The sequence below is a fragment of the Streptomyces sp. Root1304 genome (genome assembly GCF_001426405.1).
Classification (GTDB): domain Bacteria; phylum Actinomycetota; class Actinomycetes; order Streptomycetales; family Streptomycetaceae; genus Streptomyces.
Genome location: NZ_LMEP01000025.1, coordinates 1 through 16,616, shown reverse-complemented (window position 1 = coordinate 16,616; position 16,616 = coordinate 1). Strand labels below are relative to the sequence as shown.

13 protein-coding genes are annotated in these 16,616 nt (G+C 70.3%); 9 read left to right on the top strand and 4 right to left on the bottom strand.

Annotation, left to right across the window (positions count from 1 at the left end):
- Nucleotides 1-47: 47 nt before the first annotated feature.
- Complete coding sequence (locus ASD33_RS26730; protein ID WP_056565809.1) at nt 48-332, bottom strand: DUF397 domain-containing protein; 285 nt, start codon at nt 330-332, stop codon at nt 48-50.
- A gap of 63 nt (nt 333-395) precedes the next feature.
- The gene (eccCa, locus tag ASD33_RS26725) at nt 396-4,349 is read right to left on the bottom strand and encodes a type VII secretion protein EccCa (protein WP_056565806.1); all 3,954 of its coding nucleotides are present in this window, start codon (nt 4,347-4,349) and stop codon (nt 396-398) included.
- A gap of 183 nt (nt 4,350-4,532) precedes the next feature.
- On the opposite strand from eccCa, the gene eccD reads away from it, so the two are divergent.
- The 6 genes from eccD (at nt 4,533) to ASD33_RS26695 (ending at nt 11,657) form a co-directional block, all read left to right on the top strand.
- Nucleotides 4,533-6,008, top strand: coding sequence for a type VII secretion integral membrane protein EccD (gene eccD / locus ASD33_RS26720; RefSeq protein WP_056565804.1), 1,476 nt, complete (start codon nt 4,533-4,535; stop codon nt 6,006-6,008).
- Nucleotides 6,009-6,245: 237 nt separating this feature from the next.
- Nucleotides 6,246-6,536 carry a 30S ribosomal protein S15 gene (gene rpsO / locus ASD33_RS26715; RefSeq protein WP_056565800.1) on the top strand — a complete coding sequence of 97 codons (291 nt, stop codon included), beginning with the start codon at nt 6,246-6,248 and terminating at the stop codon, nt 6,534-6,536.
- Between the two features lie 284 nt (nt 6,537-6,820).
- Nucleotides 6,821-9,040 carry a polyribonucleotide nucleotidyltransferase gene (locus tag ASD33_RS26710; protein ID WP_056565796.1) on the top strand — a complete coding sequence of 740 codons (2,220 nt, stop codon included), beginning with the start codon at nt 6,821-6,823 and terminating at the stop codon, nt 9,038-9,040.
- Nucleotides 9,037-10,416, top strand: coding sequence for a pitrilysin family protein (locus ASD33_RS26705; protein ID WP_056565793.1), 1,380 nt, complete (start codon nt 9,037-9,039; stop codon nt 10,414-10,416). Before ASD33_RS26710 ends, ASD33_RS26705 begins: the two co-directional genes overlap by 4 nt.
- A 30-nt stretch (nt 10,417-10,446) precedes the next feature.
- Entirely contained in the window at nt 10,447-11,199 is a 753-nt protein-coding gene (dapB, locus tag ASD33_RS26700) for a 4-hydroxy-tetrahydrodipicolinate reductase (protein WP_056565790.1), read from the top strand.
- 5 nt (nt 11,200-11,204) lie between these two features.
- A complete protein-coding gene (locus tag ASD33_RS26695) occupies nt 11,205-11,657 on the top strand; it encodes a tetratricopeptide repeat protein (RefSeq protein WP_056565787.1) in 453 nt (150 codons plus the stop codon).
- 44 nt (nt 11,658-11,701) lie between these two features.
- On the opposite strand, the gene ASD33_RS26690 is transcribed toward ASD33_RS26695, so the two are convergent.
- Both ASD33_RS26690 and ASD33_RS26685 read right to left on the bottom strand, forming a co-directional pair.
- Nucleotides 11,702-12,262, bottom strand: coding sequence for a hypothetical protein (locus ASD33_RS26690; RefSeq protein WP_056565783.1), 561 nt, complete (start codon nt 12,260-12,262; stop codon nt 11,702-11,704).
- Nucleotides 12,263-12,316: 54 nt separating this feature from the next.
- On the bottom strand, nt 12,317-12,556 hold the full coding sequence (locus ASD33_RS26685; protein ID WP_056565780.1) for a hypothetical protein: 240 nt from the start codon (nt 12,554-12,556) through the stop codon (nt 12,317-12,319).
- 155 nt (nt 12,557-12,711) lie between these two features.
- Here ASD33_RS26685 and thyX point away from each other — a divergent pair, with 155 nt between their 5' ends.
- The 3 genes from thyX to ASD33_RS26670 all read left to right on the top strand — a co-directional run bounded on the left by thyX (nt 12,712) and on the right by ASD33_RS26670 (nt 16,315).
- On the top strand, nt 12,712-13,452 hold the full coding sequence (gene thyX, locus ASD33_RS26680; RefSeq protein ID WP_056565777.1) for an FAD-dependent thymidylate synthase: 741 nt from the start codon (nt 12,712-12,714) through the stop codon (nt 13,450-13,452).
- 178 nt (nt 13,453-13,630) lie between these two features.
- Nucleotides 13,631-14,530 (top strand): 4-hydroxy-tetrahydrodipicolinate synthase, encoded by a 900-nt coding sequence (gene dapA / locus ASD33_RS26675; RefSeq protein ID WP_056565774.1) that lies wholly within the window; start codon nt 13,631-13,633, stop codon nt 14,528-14,530.
- A 99-nt stretch (nt 14,531-14,629) separates the two neighbouring features.
- On the top strand, nt 14,630-16,315 hold the full coding sequence (locus ASD33_RS26670) for a ribonuclease J (RefSeq protein ID WP_056565771.1): 1,686 nt from the start codon (nt 14,630-14,632) through the stop codon (nt 16,313-16,315).
- Nucleotides 16,316-16,616 lie beyond the last annotated feature (301 nt).

Here is a 16,616-nt window from a genome sequence, read left to right as displayed (position 1 = left end):
GAGGGGGTGGCCCGTCCGACGGGCCACCCCCTCACGCGTTCACGGTCTCACCGCAGGTCGAACTCGCCGTCCCTGGCCCCCAGGACGAACGCGTCCCACTCGGCCTTCGTGTAGCGCAGCACCGTGTCCTTGTCGAGGGACGAGCGCATCGCCACCCCGCCCTCGGGCAGCCGCGCGATCTCCACCCGCTCCTCGTCCGGGCTGGTGCCCGGCGCGCCCTCCCAGCTGACGCCCGAGATGTCGAGCGCGTACAGCTCGTCCTTCTGCCGCTGCTTCTCGGCGGCCAGAGCGGCGTCCGCGCTCTCGGTGGTGGTCTCGTCGGCGTCGCTCATCGGCGCTTTCCCTTCGCGGTGGTGCGGCGGTCCCTCCCACACTAGTGGGAGGGACCGCTCCGCTCAGTGCTGTTCCGGCAGCCAGCCCAGCTGGACCAGCGGCGTGCCCCGCTTCCGCGACACGAACGTGCCCCGGCCCTGCGGCATCGGCCGCGCCCGGACGTTGCCGAGGATGTCGCCCTCGCCCGGATCACCGGACAACAGCACGCCCTGCGCGCCCAGTTCCTTCATCCGCTGCATGAACGGCTCGTACATCGCCCGGGAGGCACCGGCGGCGTTGCGCGCCACGATGAACCGGATACCGACGTCCCGCGCGAACGGCAGGTTCTCCACCAGCACCGCGAGCGGGTTCCCCGAGTTGGTCGCCACCAGCTCGAAGTCGTCGACCAGGACGAACAGTTGCGGACCCGACCACCAGCTGCGGTCCCGCAGCTGCTGCGGGGTGATGTCGGGCTTCGGCGCCCGCTTCGTCATCACCGTGTTGATCGCGTCCATGTGCATCTGCATGGCCGAGGCCATCGGCGCGTACTCCAGCAGGTGCGAGGGCGCCACCGCCTCCAGCATCGTCCGCCGGTAGTCACCGACGACGATCCGCGCCTGCTCCGGCGTGTACCGCTCGCACAACTGCTTGGCGATCAGCCGGAGCAGCGCCGTCTTGCCGGACTCGCTCTCACCGAACACCAGGAAGAACGGGTCCGACTCGAAGTCGACGAACACCGGCTCCAGGTTCGTCTCGTCGATGCCGATCGCGATGCCGTGCTGCGGGTACTCGAAGCCCTTCGGCAGCCGCTCCGCCGGCAGCTTGCGCGGCAGCAGCCGCACCGCCGGGGCCGGAGCGCCGGTCCAGCTCGACTGCACGGCGCGGACGAACGCCGCCGTGCCGTCCGACAGGTCGTCCGCCGAGCTCGCCCCGTCGATCCGCGGCAGGGCGCCCATGAAGTGCAGCTTCTCCGGCACCTGGCCGCGCCCGGGGACGCCCGTCGGCACGTTCGCCGCGACCTTGCGGTCGAACTCGGAGTCCATCACGTCACCGAGCCGCAGCTCCAGCCGGCCCAGCATCTGGTCCTTGAGCGCGGCGCGGACCTCCATGTACCGGGCGGCGGTGATCACCACGTGGATGCCGTAGCCCAGACCGCGCGCCGCGATGTCGGAGACGATCGGCTCCAGCATGTCGTAGTCGTTGCGGAAACCGCCCCAGCCGTCCACGACCAGGAAGACGTCGCCCCACGCCTCGCCCGGCAGTTCGCCCGCCGCCCGCTTGCGCCGGTAGGTCGCGATCGAGTCGATGGAGTGCGAGCGGAAGAACTCCTCCCGCCGGTTCAGCACGCCCAGGACCTCCGCGACCGTACGCCGCACCCGCTCCGGGTCCAGCCGCGACGCCACCCCGCCGACGTGCGGCAGGTCGGCCAGCGACACCATGCCGCCGCCACCGAAGTCCAGGCAGTAGAACTGCACCTCCGCCGGGGTGTGGGTGAGCGCGAACGACGAGATCAGCGTGCGCATGATCGTCGACTTGCCGGACTGCGGACCGCCGACCACCATCATGTGACCGGCCGCGCCGGAGAAGTCCCGGTACAGCACCTCGCGCCGCTGCTCGAAGGGCTTGTCGATGAGGCCGAGCGGCACGGTGAGCCCGCCCTGACGCGTGTACTCCGTCGCCGTGAGGCCCCGGTCCGCCGTCTGCGCCAGACCCGGAAGCAGCTGGTCGAGCGAGGGCGCCTGGTCGAGCGGCGGCAGCCACACCTGGTGCGCCGGCACCCCCTGACCCTCCAGACGCCGCACGATCACGTCGAGGACCGTGTCCGCGAGCGCGTCGTCCTCCTCGGCACGCTGCGCCGTGAGGTACGCCGGGTCCGGGGCCGCGTACACCACCGGCACCGGCGCCGCCGTGAACAGCGCGGGCCGCCGCTCCACCGGCATCTGCCCGATCTCCAGGCGCGGCCCGCCCGTCCGGTAGGTGCCCGAGACGTACGCCGCCTTGAACCGCGTCATCTCGTCCGTACCGAACTTCAGATAGCCCGAACCCGGCACCGAGGGCAGGTGGTACGCGTCCGGCACACCGATCGCCGTCCGCGACTCCGCCGCCGAGAAGGTCCGCAGACCGATCCGGTACGAGAGGTACGTGTCCAGGCCGCGCAGCTTGCCCTCCTCCAGGCGCTGCGAGGCCAGCAGCAGATGCACACCCAGCGAACGGCCGATGCGGCCGATCTGGATGAACATGTCGATGAAGTCCGGCTTGGCGGTGAGGAGTTCGGAGAACTCGTCGATCACGAGGACCAGCGAGGCCAGCGGCTCCAGCGGGGCACCCGCCGCCCGCGCCTTCTCGTAGTCGTGGATGTTCGCGTAGTTTCCCGCGGACCGCAGCAGCTCCTGCCGCCGCTGCAGCTCACCGCGGATCGCGTCGCCCATGCGGTCGACCAGCGTCAGATCGTCCGACAGGTTGGTGATGACCGCCGCCACGTGCGGCATCTGCGACATGCCCGCGAAGGTCGCGCCGCCCTTGAAGTCCGCGAGGACGAAGTTCAGCGTCTCCGAGGAGTGCGTCACCGCGAGACCGAGCACCAGCGTGCGCAGCAGCTCCGACTTTCCGGAACCCGTCGCACCCACGCACAGACCGTGCGGGCCCATGCCCTCCTGCGCGGCCTCCTTGAGGTCCAGCATCACCGGCTGGCCGTCCTCGCCGACACCGATCGGCACCCGGAGGCGCTCGGCCACCGACCGCGGCCGCCAGGTCCGGGCCACGTCCACCGAGGCCGCGTCGCCCAGGTTCAGCAGATCCGTGAAGTCCAGATTGGCGAGCAGCGGTTCGTCGTCGTCCCCGCCGCCCATCCGCAGCGGCGCCAGCTGACGGGCCAGCGCCTCCGCCGCGGGCAGCGAGATGCCGTCCGGCAGCCCCTCGTACGCGAAGCCGCCGCCCGACTCCAGACGCAGCCGGCCCGGCCGCACCACCACGGAGAGCCCGCCGCGCGGCTCGTCCAGGTCACCGGGGACGACCTCCACGATCGTCACGCCCTGAAGACCCTCGGGCGCCGCGAGCAGCGAGTCCGGCGGCACCATGCCGCCGTCCAGGACCACGACCACGTGCGGCTGGTCGAGGACCGGCTGGTTCTCCCGCGAGAACCGCGGCCTACCGTCCAGCCGGGAGCGGACCAACTGCTCCAGATCGCCCAGGTCGTCGCCGAACAGCCGCTTCGTCCCGGCCCCGTCGACCTGGCCCGGCACCTGGGTGTGCGGCAGCCACTTCGTCCAGTCCCAGCGCTCCTGCGCGGGACGCGCCGCCACCACGGCCAGCATCAGGTCATCGGGGGAGTGCAGCGTCACCAGCTGCGCCACGAGCGCGCGCGCCGTCGCCTGCGCCGACTCCGGCTCACCCGACACCGTCACGTGGTAGAACGCCCGCATCGAGACCGCCATCGGCAGCCCGTCCAGCGTGCCGTGCACCGCGAGGAACTGCTGCATCGCACCCGCGCACAGCGGCTCCAGCTCGTCCACGGGCGCCGTGTCCGGCGCCACCAGCGGCGTCGCCAGCTGCTGCGCCCCGAGCCCGATCCGGGCCTGTCCGAAGTCGTGGTCGCCGACCCGTCGCTCCCACACCCGCGAACCCTCGGCCACCACCGACCACAACTGCTCGGGGGAGGGGTGCAGATACAGCTGAGCGTCCCGCTGCCTGCGGGCCGTGCGCCGCACCGTACGCCGGGTCTGGGCGAGGTATTTGAGGTAGTCGCGGCGGACATCGGCCATTTGCCCCTGCGTACCGCGACGGAATCTGACGAACTGCGCGACGGCCATCGCGACCGTCGACGCGAGCATCAGCGTGCCCATGATCCGCATGATCGGCGACGGCGTCATGAAGAAGAAGACCACCGAGGAGCCCATGCCGAGCATCGGCAGGAGCTGCATCAACGCCGACTCCTGCTGGCCCCGCGGGAGTTCCGGCGGAGACTCCAGGACCAGTTCCTCACCGGGCACTTCCGGCGGAAGCGACCTCGGCGGGCGTTTGACGACGATCTGGCTCACCGGCGCATCAATCCCTCGTTGGAGGCGGGCTCGTGGCGGGAGCATCCGCTCGGCACCCCTGTCGGCAGCCGGGCGTACGGACTTCCCCCATGGGACGGCGATCCTACTTGCAGCCCCCACCGGCCGTCCCCGGTAGGGTGGCGCGCGCATCGTGCGCAACCGCGAATCAGGGGGTCCAGACACGTGAGTACGACCGCAGCGACCGGCTTCTGCCGCGTCACCGTCGTGGCGCCGGACAGCCGCATCGACGTCGCGCTCCCCGAGGACATCGCCGTCGCCGACGTCTATCCGGAGATCCTGCGGCTCACCGGACAGACCCAGGCCGCCGGCACCCCCACCGGGTACCACCTCGTGCGCCGCGACGGATCCGTCCTCGACGGCGCCCGCACCCTCGTCGCCCAGCAGGTCCTCGACGGCGAGGTGCTCTCCCTCCGCCCGTTCGCACAGTCGCTGCCGCCGGCCGTCTACGACGACGTGTCCGACGCCGTCGCCTCGGCCGTCACCCGCGACCGGCACCTGTGGGGCGACGAACTGCTCCGCGGCGCCGGACTCCTCGGCGGCGTGCTGCTCCTCGTCCTGATGGGCTTCGTCCTCTGGTTCGCCGACCCGGTGCGCCACGACATGCACAGCCTCCCCGGGATCATCGCCGGTGGCGCGGGCTTCCTGCTGACCGCCTTCGCCGGAGTGCGCGCCCGTGTGTACGGTGACCGGGCGACCGCCGTCGCCCTCGGTCTGGGCGCCCTGCCCCTGCTGCTCATCGCGGGCTCAGGCATCATCGCCGCCGACCCGGGCCAGGGCCCCGGCCGCCTGCAGTTCCTGCTCGGCTCGGTGACCGTGCTCGTCGCCTCCGTGGCGCTCGTCGCGCTCACTCCGAGCGGTGACGCGCCCTTCGTCGCCGCCACCTTCCTCGCCGCCGTCGGCACCCTCGCCACCTTCCTGGCGATCCTCACCGAATCCTCCGCCACCGAGACGGCCGCCCTCTGCGCCCCCGTCGCGATCGGCCTCGTCGCCTTCCTGCCCGGCCTCTCGGCCCGCTTCGCCCGGCTCCCCATCGGTTACGCGGCCCCGCGCAGCGCCGCCGACGACGAGTTCCTCGGCGACCCGCAGCAGCACGCCGAGGAGGCGCAGCCCGTCGACGGCGAGCGCATCGCGCTCCAAGCCCGCCGCGGCCACGAGATGCTCCTCGGCCTGGTCGGCGGCTGCGCGGCCGTCGTCGTCGGCTCCGCCGCCGTCCTCGGCTTCGCCGGAAACGTCTGGGGCCAGCTCCTCGCCCTCACCTCCGGCCTGGCGATGCTGCTGCGCGCCCGCCTCTTCCGCTACACGTCGCAGGTCGTCTGCGTCCTCGTCGCCGGCATCGCCGCCATCGCGCTGCTCGTCCTCGGCCTCTCCCTCAACCCGCCGGCGGACCTCGTCAAGGAGTTCCTGATGTACGGGGACCGGGGCGGCCTGGACATCCGTACGATCTGGCTCACCGCGTCCGTCGCCGCCGGCGCCGCCCTGATCACCGCGATCGGCCTGATCATCCCGAGGAAGGGCCTCTCGCCCTTCTGGGGCCGGCTGCTCGACCTGGCGGAGGGCTTCGTCCTGCTGTCCCTGGTCCCGCTCTGCCTCGCCGTCCTCGACGTCTTCACCAGCGTCCGCGCCCTCACCAGCAAGTAGCCCGGGCGGCCCCGGGCCCGTACCTGCCGGAGGCGGGCGGCCCCGGGCCCGCTCCGACGAGCTGGTACGCTGTGTGACGGCCGTTTGTGTACGCGCTCCCGGAGCATCGCCCGACCCCGGTCGGGAAGCCTCTGGAAGCTGCGCTCATCGGACCTTCGCCCGTGGAGTCACGGAAGCTTCCCCTGAGACCTAGACCAGGGGCACCCGCGGGCGCACGAACACCAAGAGGAGATCCGCGTGGCTCTCGACGCCGCTGTCAAGAAGCAGATCATGACCGAGTTCGGCACCAAGGAGGGCGACACCGGCTCTCCCGAGGTTCAGGTCGCGATGCTCTCGCGTCGCATCTCGGACCTGACCGAGCACCTCAAGCAGCACAAGCACGACCACCACTCCCGTCGTGGTCTGCTGATCCTGGTCGGCCAGCGCCGCCGCCTGCTGCAGTACCTGGCCAAGAAGGACATCCAGCGCTTCCGTGCCCTGGTCGACCGCCTCGGCATCCGCCGCGGTGCGGCCGGCGGCGCCAAGTAAGGACGCCGTGAAGGGAGCGGTTCCCACTTTCAGGGGGCCGCTCCCTTTGCCGTACGTGCACAAAGTGCGCATCGGCCCGTAGGCTGGTCGCACAACCCCCATAACGACGAGCGAGGAGCCGCCGGCTCGCCGCCGGTCCTCGGTAGTGGCCCCCGGAACGAAACCCCGGGTGCTTCGATCGAAGACCGGCCCGCACCCGAGGCGCGCTTCTCCGCCCCCGTCGCACACCGTCCCCGGCCACACGGGCCCCGGACGCAAAGACGAACACGTAGGAGAAACCGCTAGTGGAGAACGAGACCCACTACGCCGAGGCCGTCATCGACAACGGCACCTTCGGCACCCGCACCATCCGCTTCGAGACCGGCCGCCTCGCCAAGCAGGCCGCCGGCTCCGCCGTCGCCTACCTGGACGACGACACGATGGTCCTTTCCGCGACCACCGCCTCGAAGCGCCCCAAGGACCAGCTCGACTTCTTCCCCCTCACGGTGGACGTCGAGGAGCGGCAGTACGCGGCCGGCAAGATCCCCGGCTCCTTCTTCCGCCGGGAGGGCCGCCCCTCCGAGGACGCGATCCTCACCTGCCGTCTGATCGACCGGCCGCTGCGCCCCTCCTTCAAGAAGGGCCTGCGCAACGAGATCCAGATCGTCGAGACGATCATGGCGCTCAACCCCGACCACCTGTACGACGTGGTGGCGATCAACGCCGCCTCGGCGTCCACGATCCTGGCGGGCCTGCCCTTCTCCGGCCCCATCGGCGCCACCCGCGTCGCCCTGATCAAGGGCCAGTGGGTCGCGTTCCCGACGCACACCGAGCTCGAGGACGCCGTCTTCGACATGGTCGTCGCCGGTCGCGTCCTGGAGGACGGCGACGTCGCGATCATGATGGTCGAGGCCGAGGCCACCGAGCGGACGATCGAGCTCGTCAAGGGCGGCGCCGAGGCGCCGACCGAGGAGGTCGTCGCCGCCGGTCTCGAGGCCGCGAAGCCCTTCATCAAGGTCCTCTGCAAGGCCCAGTCGGACCTCGCCGCCAAGGCCGCCAAGCCCACCGGCGAGTTCCCGGTCTTCCTGGACTACCAGGACGACGTCCTGGAGGCGCTCACCGCCGCCGTCAAGGGTGAGCTCACCAAGGCGCTCACCATCGCCGGCAAGCAGGAGCGCGAGGCCGAGCTCGACCGCATCAAGGAGATCGCCGCGGAGAAGCTCCTCCCGGCTTTCGAGGGCCGCGAGAAGGAGATCTCGGGCGCCTACCGCGCGCTGACCAAGAAGCTGGTCCGCGAGCGCGTCATCAAGGACAAGGTCCGCATCGACGGCCGTGGCCTGACGGACATCCGTACGCTCGCGGCCGAGGTCGAGGCCATCCCGCGCGTGCACGGCTCGGCGCTGTTCGAGCGTGGCGAGACCCAGATCCTGGGCGTCACCACCCTCAACATGCTCCGCATGGAGCAGCAGCTGGACACCCTCTCCCCGGTGACCCGCAAGCGCTACATGCACAACTACAACTTCCCGCCGTACTCCGTCGGTGAGACCGGCCGCGTGGGCTCGCCCAAGCGCCGCGAGATCGGCCACGGCGCGCTCGCCGAGCGCGCCATCGTGCCGGTGCTGCCGACGCGCGAGGAGTTCCCCTACGCGATCCGCCAGGTGTCCGAGGCCCTCGGCTCCAACGGTTCGACGTCGATGGGCTCGGTCTGCGCCTCCACCATGTCGCTGCTGAACGCCGGTGTGCCGCTCAAGGCCGCCGTCGCCGGTATCGCCATGGGTCTGATCTCCGAGGAGATCGACGGCCAGACGCACTACGTCGCCCTCACCGACATCCTCGGTGCGGAGGACGCCTTCGGCGACATGGACTTCAAGGTCGCCGGCACCAAGCAGTTCGTGACCGCGCTCCAGCTCGACACCAAGCTCGACGGCATCCCCGCCTCGGTCCTGGCCGCCGCGCTGAAGCAGGCCCGCGACGCGCGTCTGCACATCCTCGACGTGATGAACGAGGCGATCGACGTTCCGGACGAGATGTCCCCGAACGCGCCGCGCATCATCACCGTCAAGATCCCGGTGGACAAGATCGGTGAGGTCATCGGCCCCAAGGGCAAGATGATCAACCAGATCCAGGAGGACACCGGCGCCGAGATCACGATCGAGGACGACGGCACCATCTACATCGGTGCCCAGCAGGGCTCGCAGGCCGAGGCCGCCCGCGCCACGATCAACGGCATCGCCAACCCGACCATGCCGGAGGTCGGCGAGCGCTACCTGGGTACGGTCGTCAAGACCACCACCTTCGGTGCCTTCGTCTCCCTGCTCCCGGGCAAGGACGGCCTGCTGCACATCTCGCAGATCCGCAAGCTCGCCGGTGGCAAGCGCGTGGAGAACGTCGAGGACGTGCTCGCGATCGGCTCCAAGGTCCAGGTCGAGATCGCCGAGATCGACCAGCGCGGCAAGCTGTCCCTGATCCCCGTGATCGCGGACGAGGACGCCGCCGAGGGCGACAAGGACGACGCTGCCAAGTGACGTCCCGTAGTTCCCGCGCGACGGCCCGCCCCTCTTCGGAGGGGCGGGCCGTCGCCCGTACCCAAACGCTTCTCCCGGGCAGGGACGGCATCGGCACGGTCCGCCGTACGACCCTCCCCGGCGGCCTCCGGATCGTCACCGAGACCCTCCCGTCCGTGCGCTCCGCCACCTTCGGCATCTGGGCGCACGTCGGATCCCGCGACGAGACCCCGGCACTCAACGGCGCGACCCACTACCTGGAGCACCTCCTCTTCAAGGGCACCCACCAGCGGTCCGCCCTCGACATCTCCGCCGCGATCGACGCGGTCGGCGGCGAGATGAACGCCTTCACGGCGAAGGAGTACACCTGCTACTACGCCCGGGTCCTCGACACCGACCTGCCGCTGGCGATCGACGTCGTCTGCGACATGCTCACGGGCTCGCTGATCCTCGAAGAGGACGTGGACGCCGAGCGCGGCGTCATCCTCGAGGAGATCGCGATGACCGAGGACGACCCCGGTGACGTCGTGCACGAGCTGTTCGCGCAGACGATGTTCGGCGACACCCCGCTGGGCCGCCCGGTCCTCGGCACCGTCGACACCGTCAACGCGCTCAGCCGGGGCCAGATCGCCCGCTTCTACAAGAAGCACTACGACCCCACCCACCTGGTCGTCGCCGCCGCGGGCAACGTCGACCACGCCACGGTGGTACGCCAGGTCCGCCGCGCCTTCGAGAAGGCCGGCGCCCTCGGCCGTACCGACGTCACCCCGATCGCCCCCCGCGACGGCCGCCGCACCCTGCGCGCGGCGGGCCGCGTCGAGCTGCTCAACCGCAAGACAGAGCAGGCCCACGTGGTCCTCGGCATGCCGGGCCTGGCCCGCACCGACGAGCGCCGCTGGGCCCTCGGCGTGCTGAACACGGCCCTCGGCGGCGGCATGTCCTCCCGCCTCTTCCAGGAGGTCCGCGAGAAGCGCGGCCTGGCCTACAGCGTGTACTCGTACACGTCGGGCTTCGCAGACTGCGGCCTCTTCGGGGTGTACGCGGGCTGCCGGCCCGGCCAGGTCCACGACGTCCTGAAGATCTGCCGCGACGAGCTCCACAAGGTCGCGACCGACGGCCTCACGGACGACGAGATCGCCCGCGCCGTCGGACAGCTCTCCGGTTCGACCGTGCTGGGCCTGGAGGACACCGGTGCGCTGATGAACCGCATCGGCAAGAGCGAGCTGTGCTGGGGCACCCAGATGTCGGTCGACGACATGCTGGACCGGATCGCGGCCGTCACCCCGGACGAGGTCCGGGAGGTCGCCCGCGATGTACTGGACCAGCGGCCCTCGCTCTCGGTGATCGGCCCGCTGAAGGACAAGCAGGCGGACCGCCTCCACCACGCGGTCTCCTGAACCACGAGTCCCCTTAAGGAATTCAGAGCAATGAGCAAGCTGCGCGTGGCGGTCCTCGGAGCCAAGGGCCGCATCGGCTCCGAGGCCGTGAGGGCCGTCGAGGCCGCCGAGGACATGGAACTGGTCGCGGCCCTCGGCCGCGGGGACGAGCTGGAGACGCTCACCGGGGCGGGCGCCCAGGTGGTCGTCGAGCTGACGACCCCGGACTCCGTCATGGAGAACCTCGACTTCTGCGTGCGCCACGGCATCCACGCGGTCGTCGGGACCACCGGCTGGACCGAGGACCGCCTCGCGCAGCTGAACGGCCGGCTCGCCGCCTCCCCGGAGACCGGCGTCCTCATCGCTCCGAACTTCTCGATCGGCGCGGTCCTCACCATGAGGTTCGCGCAGCTCGCGGCCCCGTACTTCGAGTCGGTCGAGGTCGTCGAGCTGCACCACCCGAACAAGGTGGACGCCCCCTCCGGCACCGCCACCCGGACGGCCCAGCTCATCGCCGCCGCCCGCGCGGAGGCCGGCCTCGGCGCCCAGCCGGACGCCACCGCGACCGGCCTGGACGGCGCCCGTGGCGCGGACGTCGACGGCGTCCCGGTCCATTCCGTACGCCTCCGGGGCCTGCTGGCCCACCAGGAGGTGCTGCTCGGCAGCGAGGGCGAGACGCTCACCGTCCGCCACGACTCGCTGCACCACTCCAGCTTCATGCCGGGCATCCTTCTGGGCGTCCGCCGCGTAACCAGCACTCCGGGCCTCACCTTCGGCCTGGAGAACTTCCTGGACCTGGGCTGACGGCCATGGGCGGAAAGATCACGTACGTCTTCCTCGCCACCGTCCTCGTGCTGGTCTTCGGGGTGGTGGGGATGGAGGGCGTCCTGCTGCTCCTCACGGGCGAGCCGGCCGCCATGGCCATGGGCGGGGTGGCGTTCCTGCTGCCCGTAGTCGGCGGCTGGTTCCTCTGGCAGAACACCCGCTTCGCCCGCCGGGCGAACCGCCTCGCCACCGAACTGGAGGCGGAGGGCGGCCTGCCCGTCGACGAACTGAAGCGCACCGAGGGCGGCCGGATCGACCGCGACTCGGCCGACGAGGTCTTCGCCCGGCGCAAGGCCGAGACGGAGGACTCACCGGACGACTGGCGCTGCTGGTTCCGGCTCGCGGTCGCCTACCACGACGCCCGGGACACCCCCAGGGCCCGCAAGGCGATGCAGCGGGCCATCGCGCTCCACGAGGGGCGCCCGGTCGGCGTCTGACCGGCGGGCCCGCCCGCCGGTCACGGAGTTCCCGAAGGTCCCGGTCAGCGCGTGGCGGCCGGGACCACGCCGTACTCGGCGTTCCAGGCCTCGACCGTGTCGGCGGCCCGGTCGAAGGCCTCGACGCGGGAGAGGAAGTCGGCGTTGTGGTCGGTGAGCAGCAGCAGCTGCTCACCACCCTGCCGGCCGAGCACCAGGGCCTGGCCCTGGACGGTGCGGGGGAGTCCCAGCCAGCGCACGGGCTGCTGCACGGTCCGTACGGAGGTCACCTTGGCCCAGGGCACGGTGACGGTCGAGAAGAAGGCCACGCGGCGCACCCCGGCACGGCTCACCCAGGTGCCCATACGGAGCATCCGCAGCGCGGCCACGATGGCGAGCACCGCGATGCCCAGGGTGACGGACGCGCCGCCGAAGGCTCCGGCGGCGGCGATGATCACCGCGGCGAGGAGCACGAACGAGGCGAGCAGCAGCACGAGCGCCGCCGCCCCGACCCGCCATGACCCCGGCCGGTACGGACGGCGCCACTGATCGTGGTCGTCGAACGGCAGGGCGACGTGGTCGGTCGTGTCAAAAGCACGGTCGGCCGTCAGAAAGGGCAGGGGCACGACAGGTCCTCACTCACAAGCACGCTCGAAGGGGCAGTGCCCGGTGAGGCTACCTCAGCGGTTGTCGGAGGCCTCCGACTGCTGCTGGTGAGTGGCGGACTCACCCGACTGCAGGGACGGCATCCCGAAGATCAGCGAGCCGACGAGGCCGGCCGCGACGGTCAGCCCGATCAGGGTACGGCCCAGGATCTGCGAGGCGTTGAGGCGCTCCCGGGGAGGTGGTGTGACGTTACTGCGGAAGTGGTCGGCCTCCGCGACGAACGCGAACGGTACGGCCTCTTTCCGGCTGAACATCAGGGCCACTCTCCTCAGTAGTCGTCGTGCTTCACAGGTACAGACGAGAGAACCGGCACTTTGGTGCCCTATTTCACCAAAGCGGCCGAATCTCATCCTCCGGTAGGACTCTCGTTAGAGTGGGCGACTGCAACAGCCGAACGGAAGGACCGCTGGTGACCGACAGCCCCACCGAGAACGTGAAGATCGACTTCCGGAGCGACGTCACCGTTGATCTGGTCAAGAGCGCGGCGGCCGACTCCGACGTCCTCTGGGCGGCCCGGGTGTCCACGGCGGGCGAGCAGTCCCTCGAAGAGCTCCAGAAGGACCCCGAGCGCTCGAAGGGCCTGATCAACTATCTGATGCGGGACCGCCACGGCAGCCCGTTCGAGCACAACTCGATGACCTTCTTCATCAGCGCCCCGATCTTCGTGTTCCGCGAGTTCATGCGGCACCGCGTGGGCTGGTCGTACAACGAGGAGTCGGGCCGCTACAGGGAGCTCCAGCCGGTCTTCTACGTCCCGGACACCTCCCGCAAGCTCGTCCAGGAGGGCCGCCCCGGCAAGTACGTCTTCGTCGACGGCACCCAGGAGCAGCACGAGGTGGTCAGCCGGACGATGGAGGAGTCCTACCGGACGGCGTACGCCACCTACCAGGAGATGCTGGCCGCCGGCGTCGCCCGCGAGGTCGCCCGCTCGGTCCTCCCGGTCGGTCTGTTCTCCTCGATGTACGCCACCTGCAACGCCCGCTCGCTGATGCACTTCCTCGGTCTGCGTACCCAGCACGAGCTGGCGGCCGTCCCGTCCTTCCCGCAGCGGGAGATCGAGATGGTCGGCGAGAAGATGGAGGAGCACTGGGCCCGGCTGATGCCGCTGACCCACGCCGCCTTCAACAAGAACGGCCGTGTGGCTCCGTAACGCACACATGTCCGAGCGCCTCGCGCGAAGTGTCCGTATTGCGACGTTTCACGAAGTTCATCTAGGCTGATCAAACGGACCCGGCGCTGCCTGAACCCCCGAGCAGGCAGCGCCGGGCTCCCTTTCTCCTGTCCCCCTCGGGGACACCCGGCGCTGAGCAGCGAGTAGCGTGTTACCCATGGCTCCGATCTCCACTCCGCAGACCCCCTTCGGGCGGGTCCTCACCGCCATGGTCACGCCCTTCACGGCGGACGGCGCACTCGACCTCGACGGTGCCCAGCGACTGGCCACCCATCTGGTGGACGCAGGCAACGACGGCCTCGTCGTCAACGGCACCACCGGCGAGTCCCCCACCACCAGCGACGCGGAGAAATCGGAGCTGGTACGAGCGGTACTGGAGGCGGTCGGCGACCGCGCCCACGTCGTCGCCGGCATCGGCACCAACGACACCCACCACTCGATCGAGCTCGCCCGCACCGCCGAGCGCGACGGCGCCCACGGCCTGCTCGCCGTCACGCCGTACTACAACAAGCCCCCGCAGGAGGGCCTGTACCGGCACTTCTCAGCCATCGCCGACGCCACCGAGCTCCCGGTGATGCTCTACGACATCCCCGGCCGCAGCGGCGTCCCGATCGACACCGAGACGATCGTCCGGCTCGCCGAGCACCCGCGCATCGTCGCCAACAAGGACGCCAAGGGCGACCTCGGCCGCGCCAGCTGGGCCATCGCCCGCTCCGGCCTCGCCTGGTACTCCGGCGACGACATGCTCAACCTGCCCCTGCTCTCGGTCGGCGCCTGCGGCTTCGTCTCCGTCGTGGGCCACCTCGTCACCCCGGAACTCCGCGCCCTCCTCGACGCCCACCTGGGCGGCGAGGTCCAGAAGGCCACCGAGATCCACCAGAAGCTGCTGCCCGTCTACACCGGCATGTTCCGCACCCAGGGCGTCATGACCACCAAGGCCGCGCTGGCCCTCCAGGGCCTCCCGGCCGGCCCGCTGCGGCCGCCGCTCGTGGAGCTCTCCCCGCAGGAGACCGAGCAGCTCAAGGTCGACCTGGCCGCCGGCGGGGTAGAACTCTGACCACGGACTTCACAACTGAACACTGACAACAGCAAGTGCACGAATGTCATGCGCGCCACGTGCCAAGAGGTACGTGGCGTGCGTGGTGAGGAGAGTCTTTTGAGTCATCCGCATCCTGAACTCGGCGCTCCGCCGAAGCTCCCGAAGGGCGCCCTGCGCGTCATCCCGCTCGGCGGGCTCGGGGAGATCGGCCGGAACATGACGGTCTTCGAGTTCGACGGCCGTCTGCTCATCGTCGACTGTGGCGTCCTCTTCCCCGAGGAGGAGCAGCCCGGCGTCGACCTGATCCTGCCGGACTTCACCATCATCCGGGACCGCCTCGACGACATCGAGGGCATCGTGCTCACGCACGGGCACGAGGACCACATCGGTGCCGTCCCCTATCTGCTCCGGCTGAAGCCGGACATCCCGCTCATCGGCTCCAAGCTGACCCTCGCGCTGATCGAGGCCAAGCTCCAGGAGCACCGCATCCGCCCCTACACCCTTGAGGTGAAGGAGGGCGACCGGGAGGTCCTGGGTGCGTTCGACTGCGAGTTCATCGCGGTCAACCACTCCATCCCGGACGCGCTCGCGGTCGCGATCCGCACCCCCGCGGGCATGGCCGTCGCCACCGGCGACTTCAAGATGGACCAGCTGCCGCTGGACGGCCGCCTCACCGACCTGCACGCGTTCGCGCGGCTCAGCGAGGAGGGCATCGACCTCCTGCTGTCCGACTCGACGAACGCCGAGGTCCCGGGCTTCGTCCCGCCGGAGAAGGACATCTCCAACGTCCTGCGCACGGTCTTCGCGAACGCCCAGAAGCGCATCATCGTGGCCAGCTTCGCCAGCCACGTGCACCGCATCCAGCAGATCCTGGACGCCGCCCACGAGTACGGCCGTCGGGTCGCCTTCGTCGGCCGCTCCATGGTCCGCAACATGGGCATCGCCCGTGACCTGGGCTACCTCCGGGTCCCGGCCGGTCTCGTCGTGGACGTGAAGACCCTCGACGACCTGCCGGACGACGAGGTCGTGCTGGTCTGCACGGGCTCCCAGGGCGAGCCGATGGCGGCCCTGTCCCGGATGGCGAACCGCGACCACCAGATCCGGATCGTCCCCGGCGACACGGTCATCCTGGCGTCGTCCCTCATCCCGGGCAACGAGAACGCGGTCTACCGCGTGATCAACGGCCTGACCCGCTGGGGCGCGCACGTCGTCCACAAGGGCAACGCCAAGGTCCACGTCTCGGGCCACGCCTCGGCCGGCGAGCTGCTGTACTTCTACAACATCTGCCGCCCGAAGAACCTCATGCCGGTCCACGGCGAATGGCGCCACCTGCGCGCCAACGCCGAGCTCGGCGCGATGACGGGTATCCCCAAGGACCACATCGTCATCGCCGAGGACGGCGTCGTCGTCGACCTGGTCGACGGCCGCGCCCGGATCACCGGCAAGGTCCAGGCGGGGTACGTGTACGTCGACGGCCTCTCGGTCGGCGACGTCACCGAGACCTCCCTCAAGGACCGCCGGATCCTCGGCGAGGAGGGCATCATCTCGGTCTTCGTCGTGGTCGACTCCTCGACCGGCAAGATCGTGGGCGGCCCGCACGTCCATGCCCGTGGCTCGGGCATCGACGACGCCGCGTTCGACGCGGTGCTGCCGAAGATCGACCAGGCGCTCAACAAGTCCTTCCAGGACGGAGTCGTCGAACCCCATCAGCTCCAGCAGCTGATCCGCCGCAGTGTCGGCAAGTGGGTCTCCGACACCTACCGCCGGCGGCCGATGATCCTCCCGGTCGTGGTCGAGGTCTGAGACCTCTGACCAGCGCGACACCGGAGCGGGGCCCCTCGATTTGCATCGGGGCGCCCCGCTCCAGTACGTTTACGGCTCCGCCAGAACGGGAACCCCCGGCGCCGACGTGCGCAGGAACGGTTCCACGGGAGGCGGGAAATCCGACTCAGATCTTCTGATAAAGTCGGAAACGCCGAAAGGCCCCCGGAGTGAAAACAAAAGGGACCGGAAAGCACCGAGGAAATCGGATCGGAAAGATCTGATAGAGTCGGAAACGAAGGAAGCGCCGGAGGAAAGCCCGAGAGGGTGAGTACAAAGGAAG

What these genes read in the sequence shown, in the direction of transcription:
- ASD33_RS26730 (WP_056565809.1), bottom strand. Translation starts at nt 332, where the DNA reads ATGAGCGACGCCGACGAGACCACCACCGAGAGCGCGGACGCCGCTCTG.
- dapB (WP_056565790.1), top strand. Translation starts at nt 10,447, where the DNA reads ATGAGCAAGCTGCGCGTGGCGGTCCTCGGAGCCAAGGGCCGCATCGGC.
- ASD33_RS26695 (WP_056565787.1), top strand. Translation starts at nt 11,205, where the DNA reads ATGGGCGGAAAGATCACGTACGTCTTCCTCGCCACCGTCCTCGTGCTG.
- dapA (WP_056565774.1), top strand. Translation starts at nt 13,631, where the DNA reads ATGGCTCCGATCTCCACTCCGCAGACCCCCTTCGGGCGGGTCCTCACC.
- ASD33_RS26685 (WP_056565780.1), bottom strand. Translation starts at nt 12,556, where the DNA reads ATGTTCAGCCGGAAAGAGGCCGTACCGTTCGCGTTCGTCGCGGAGGCC.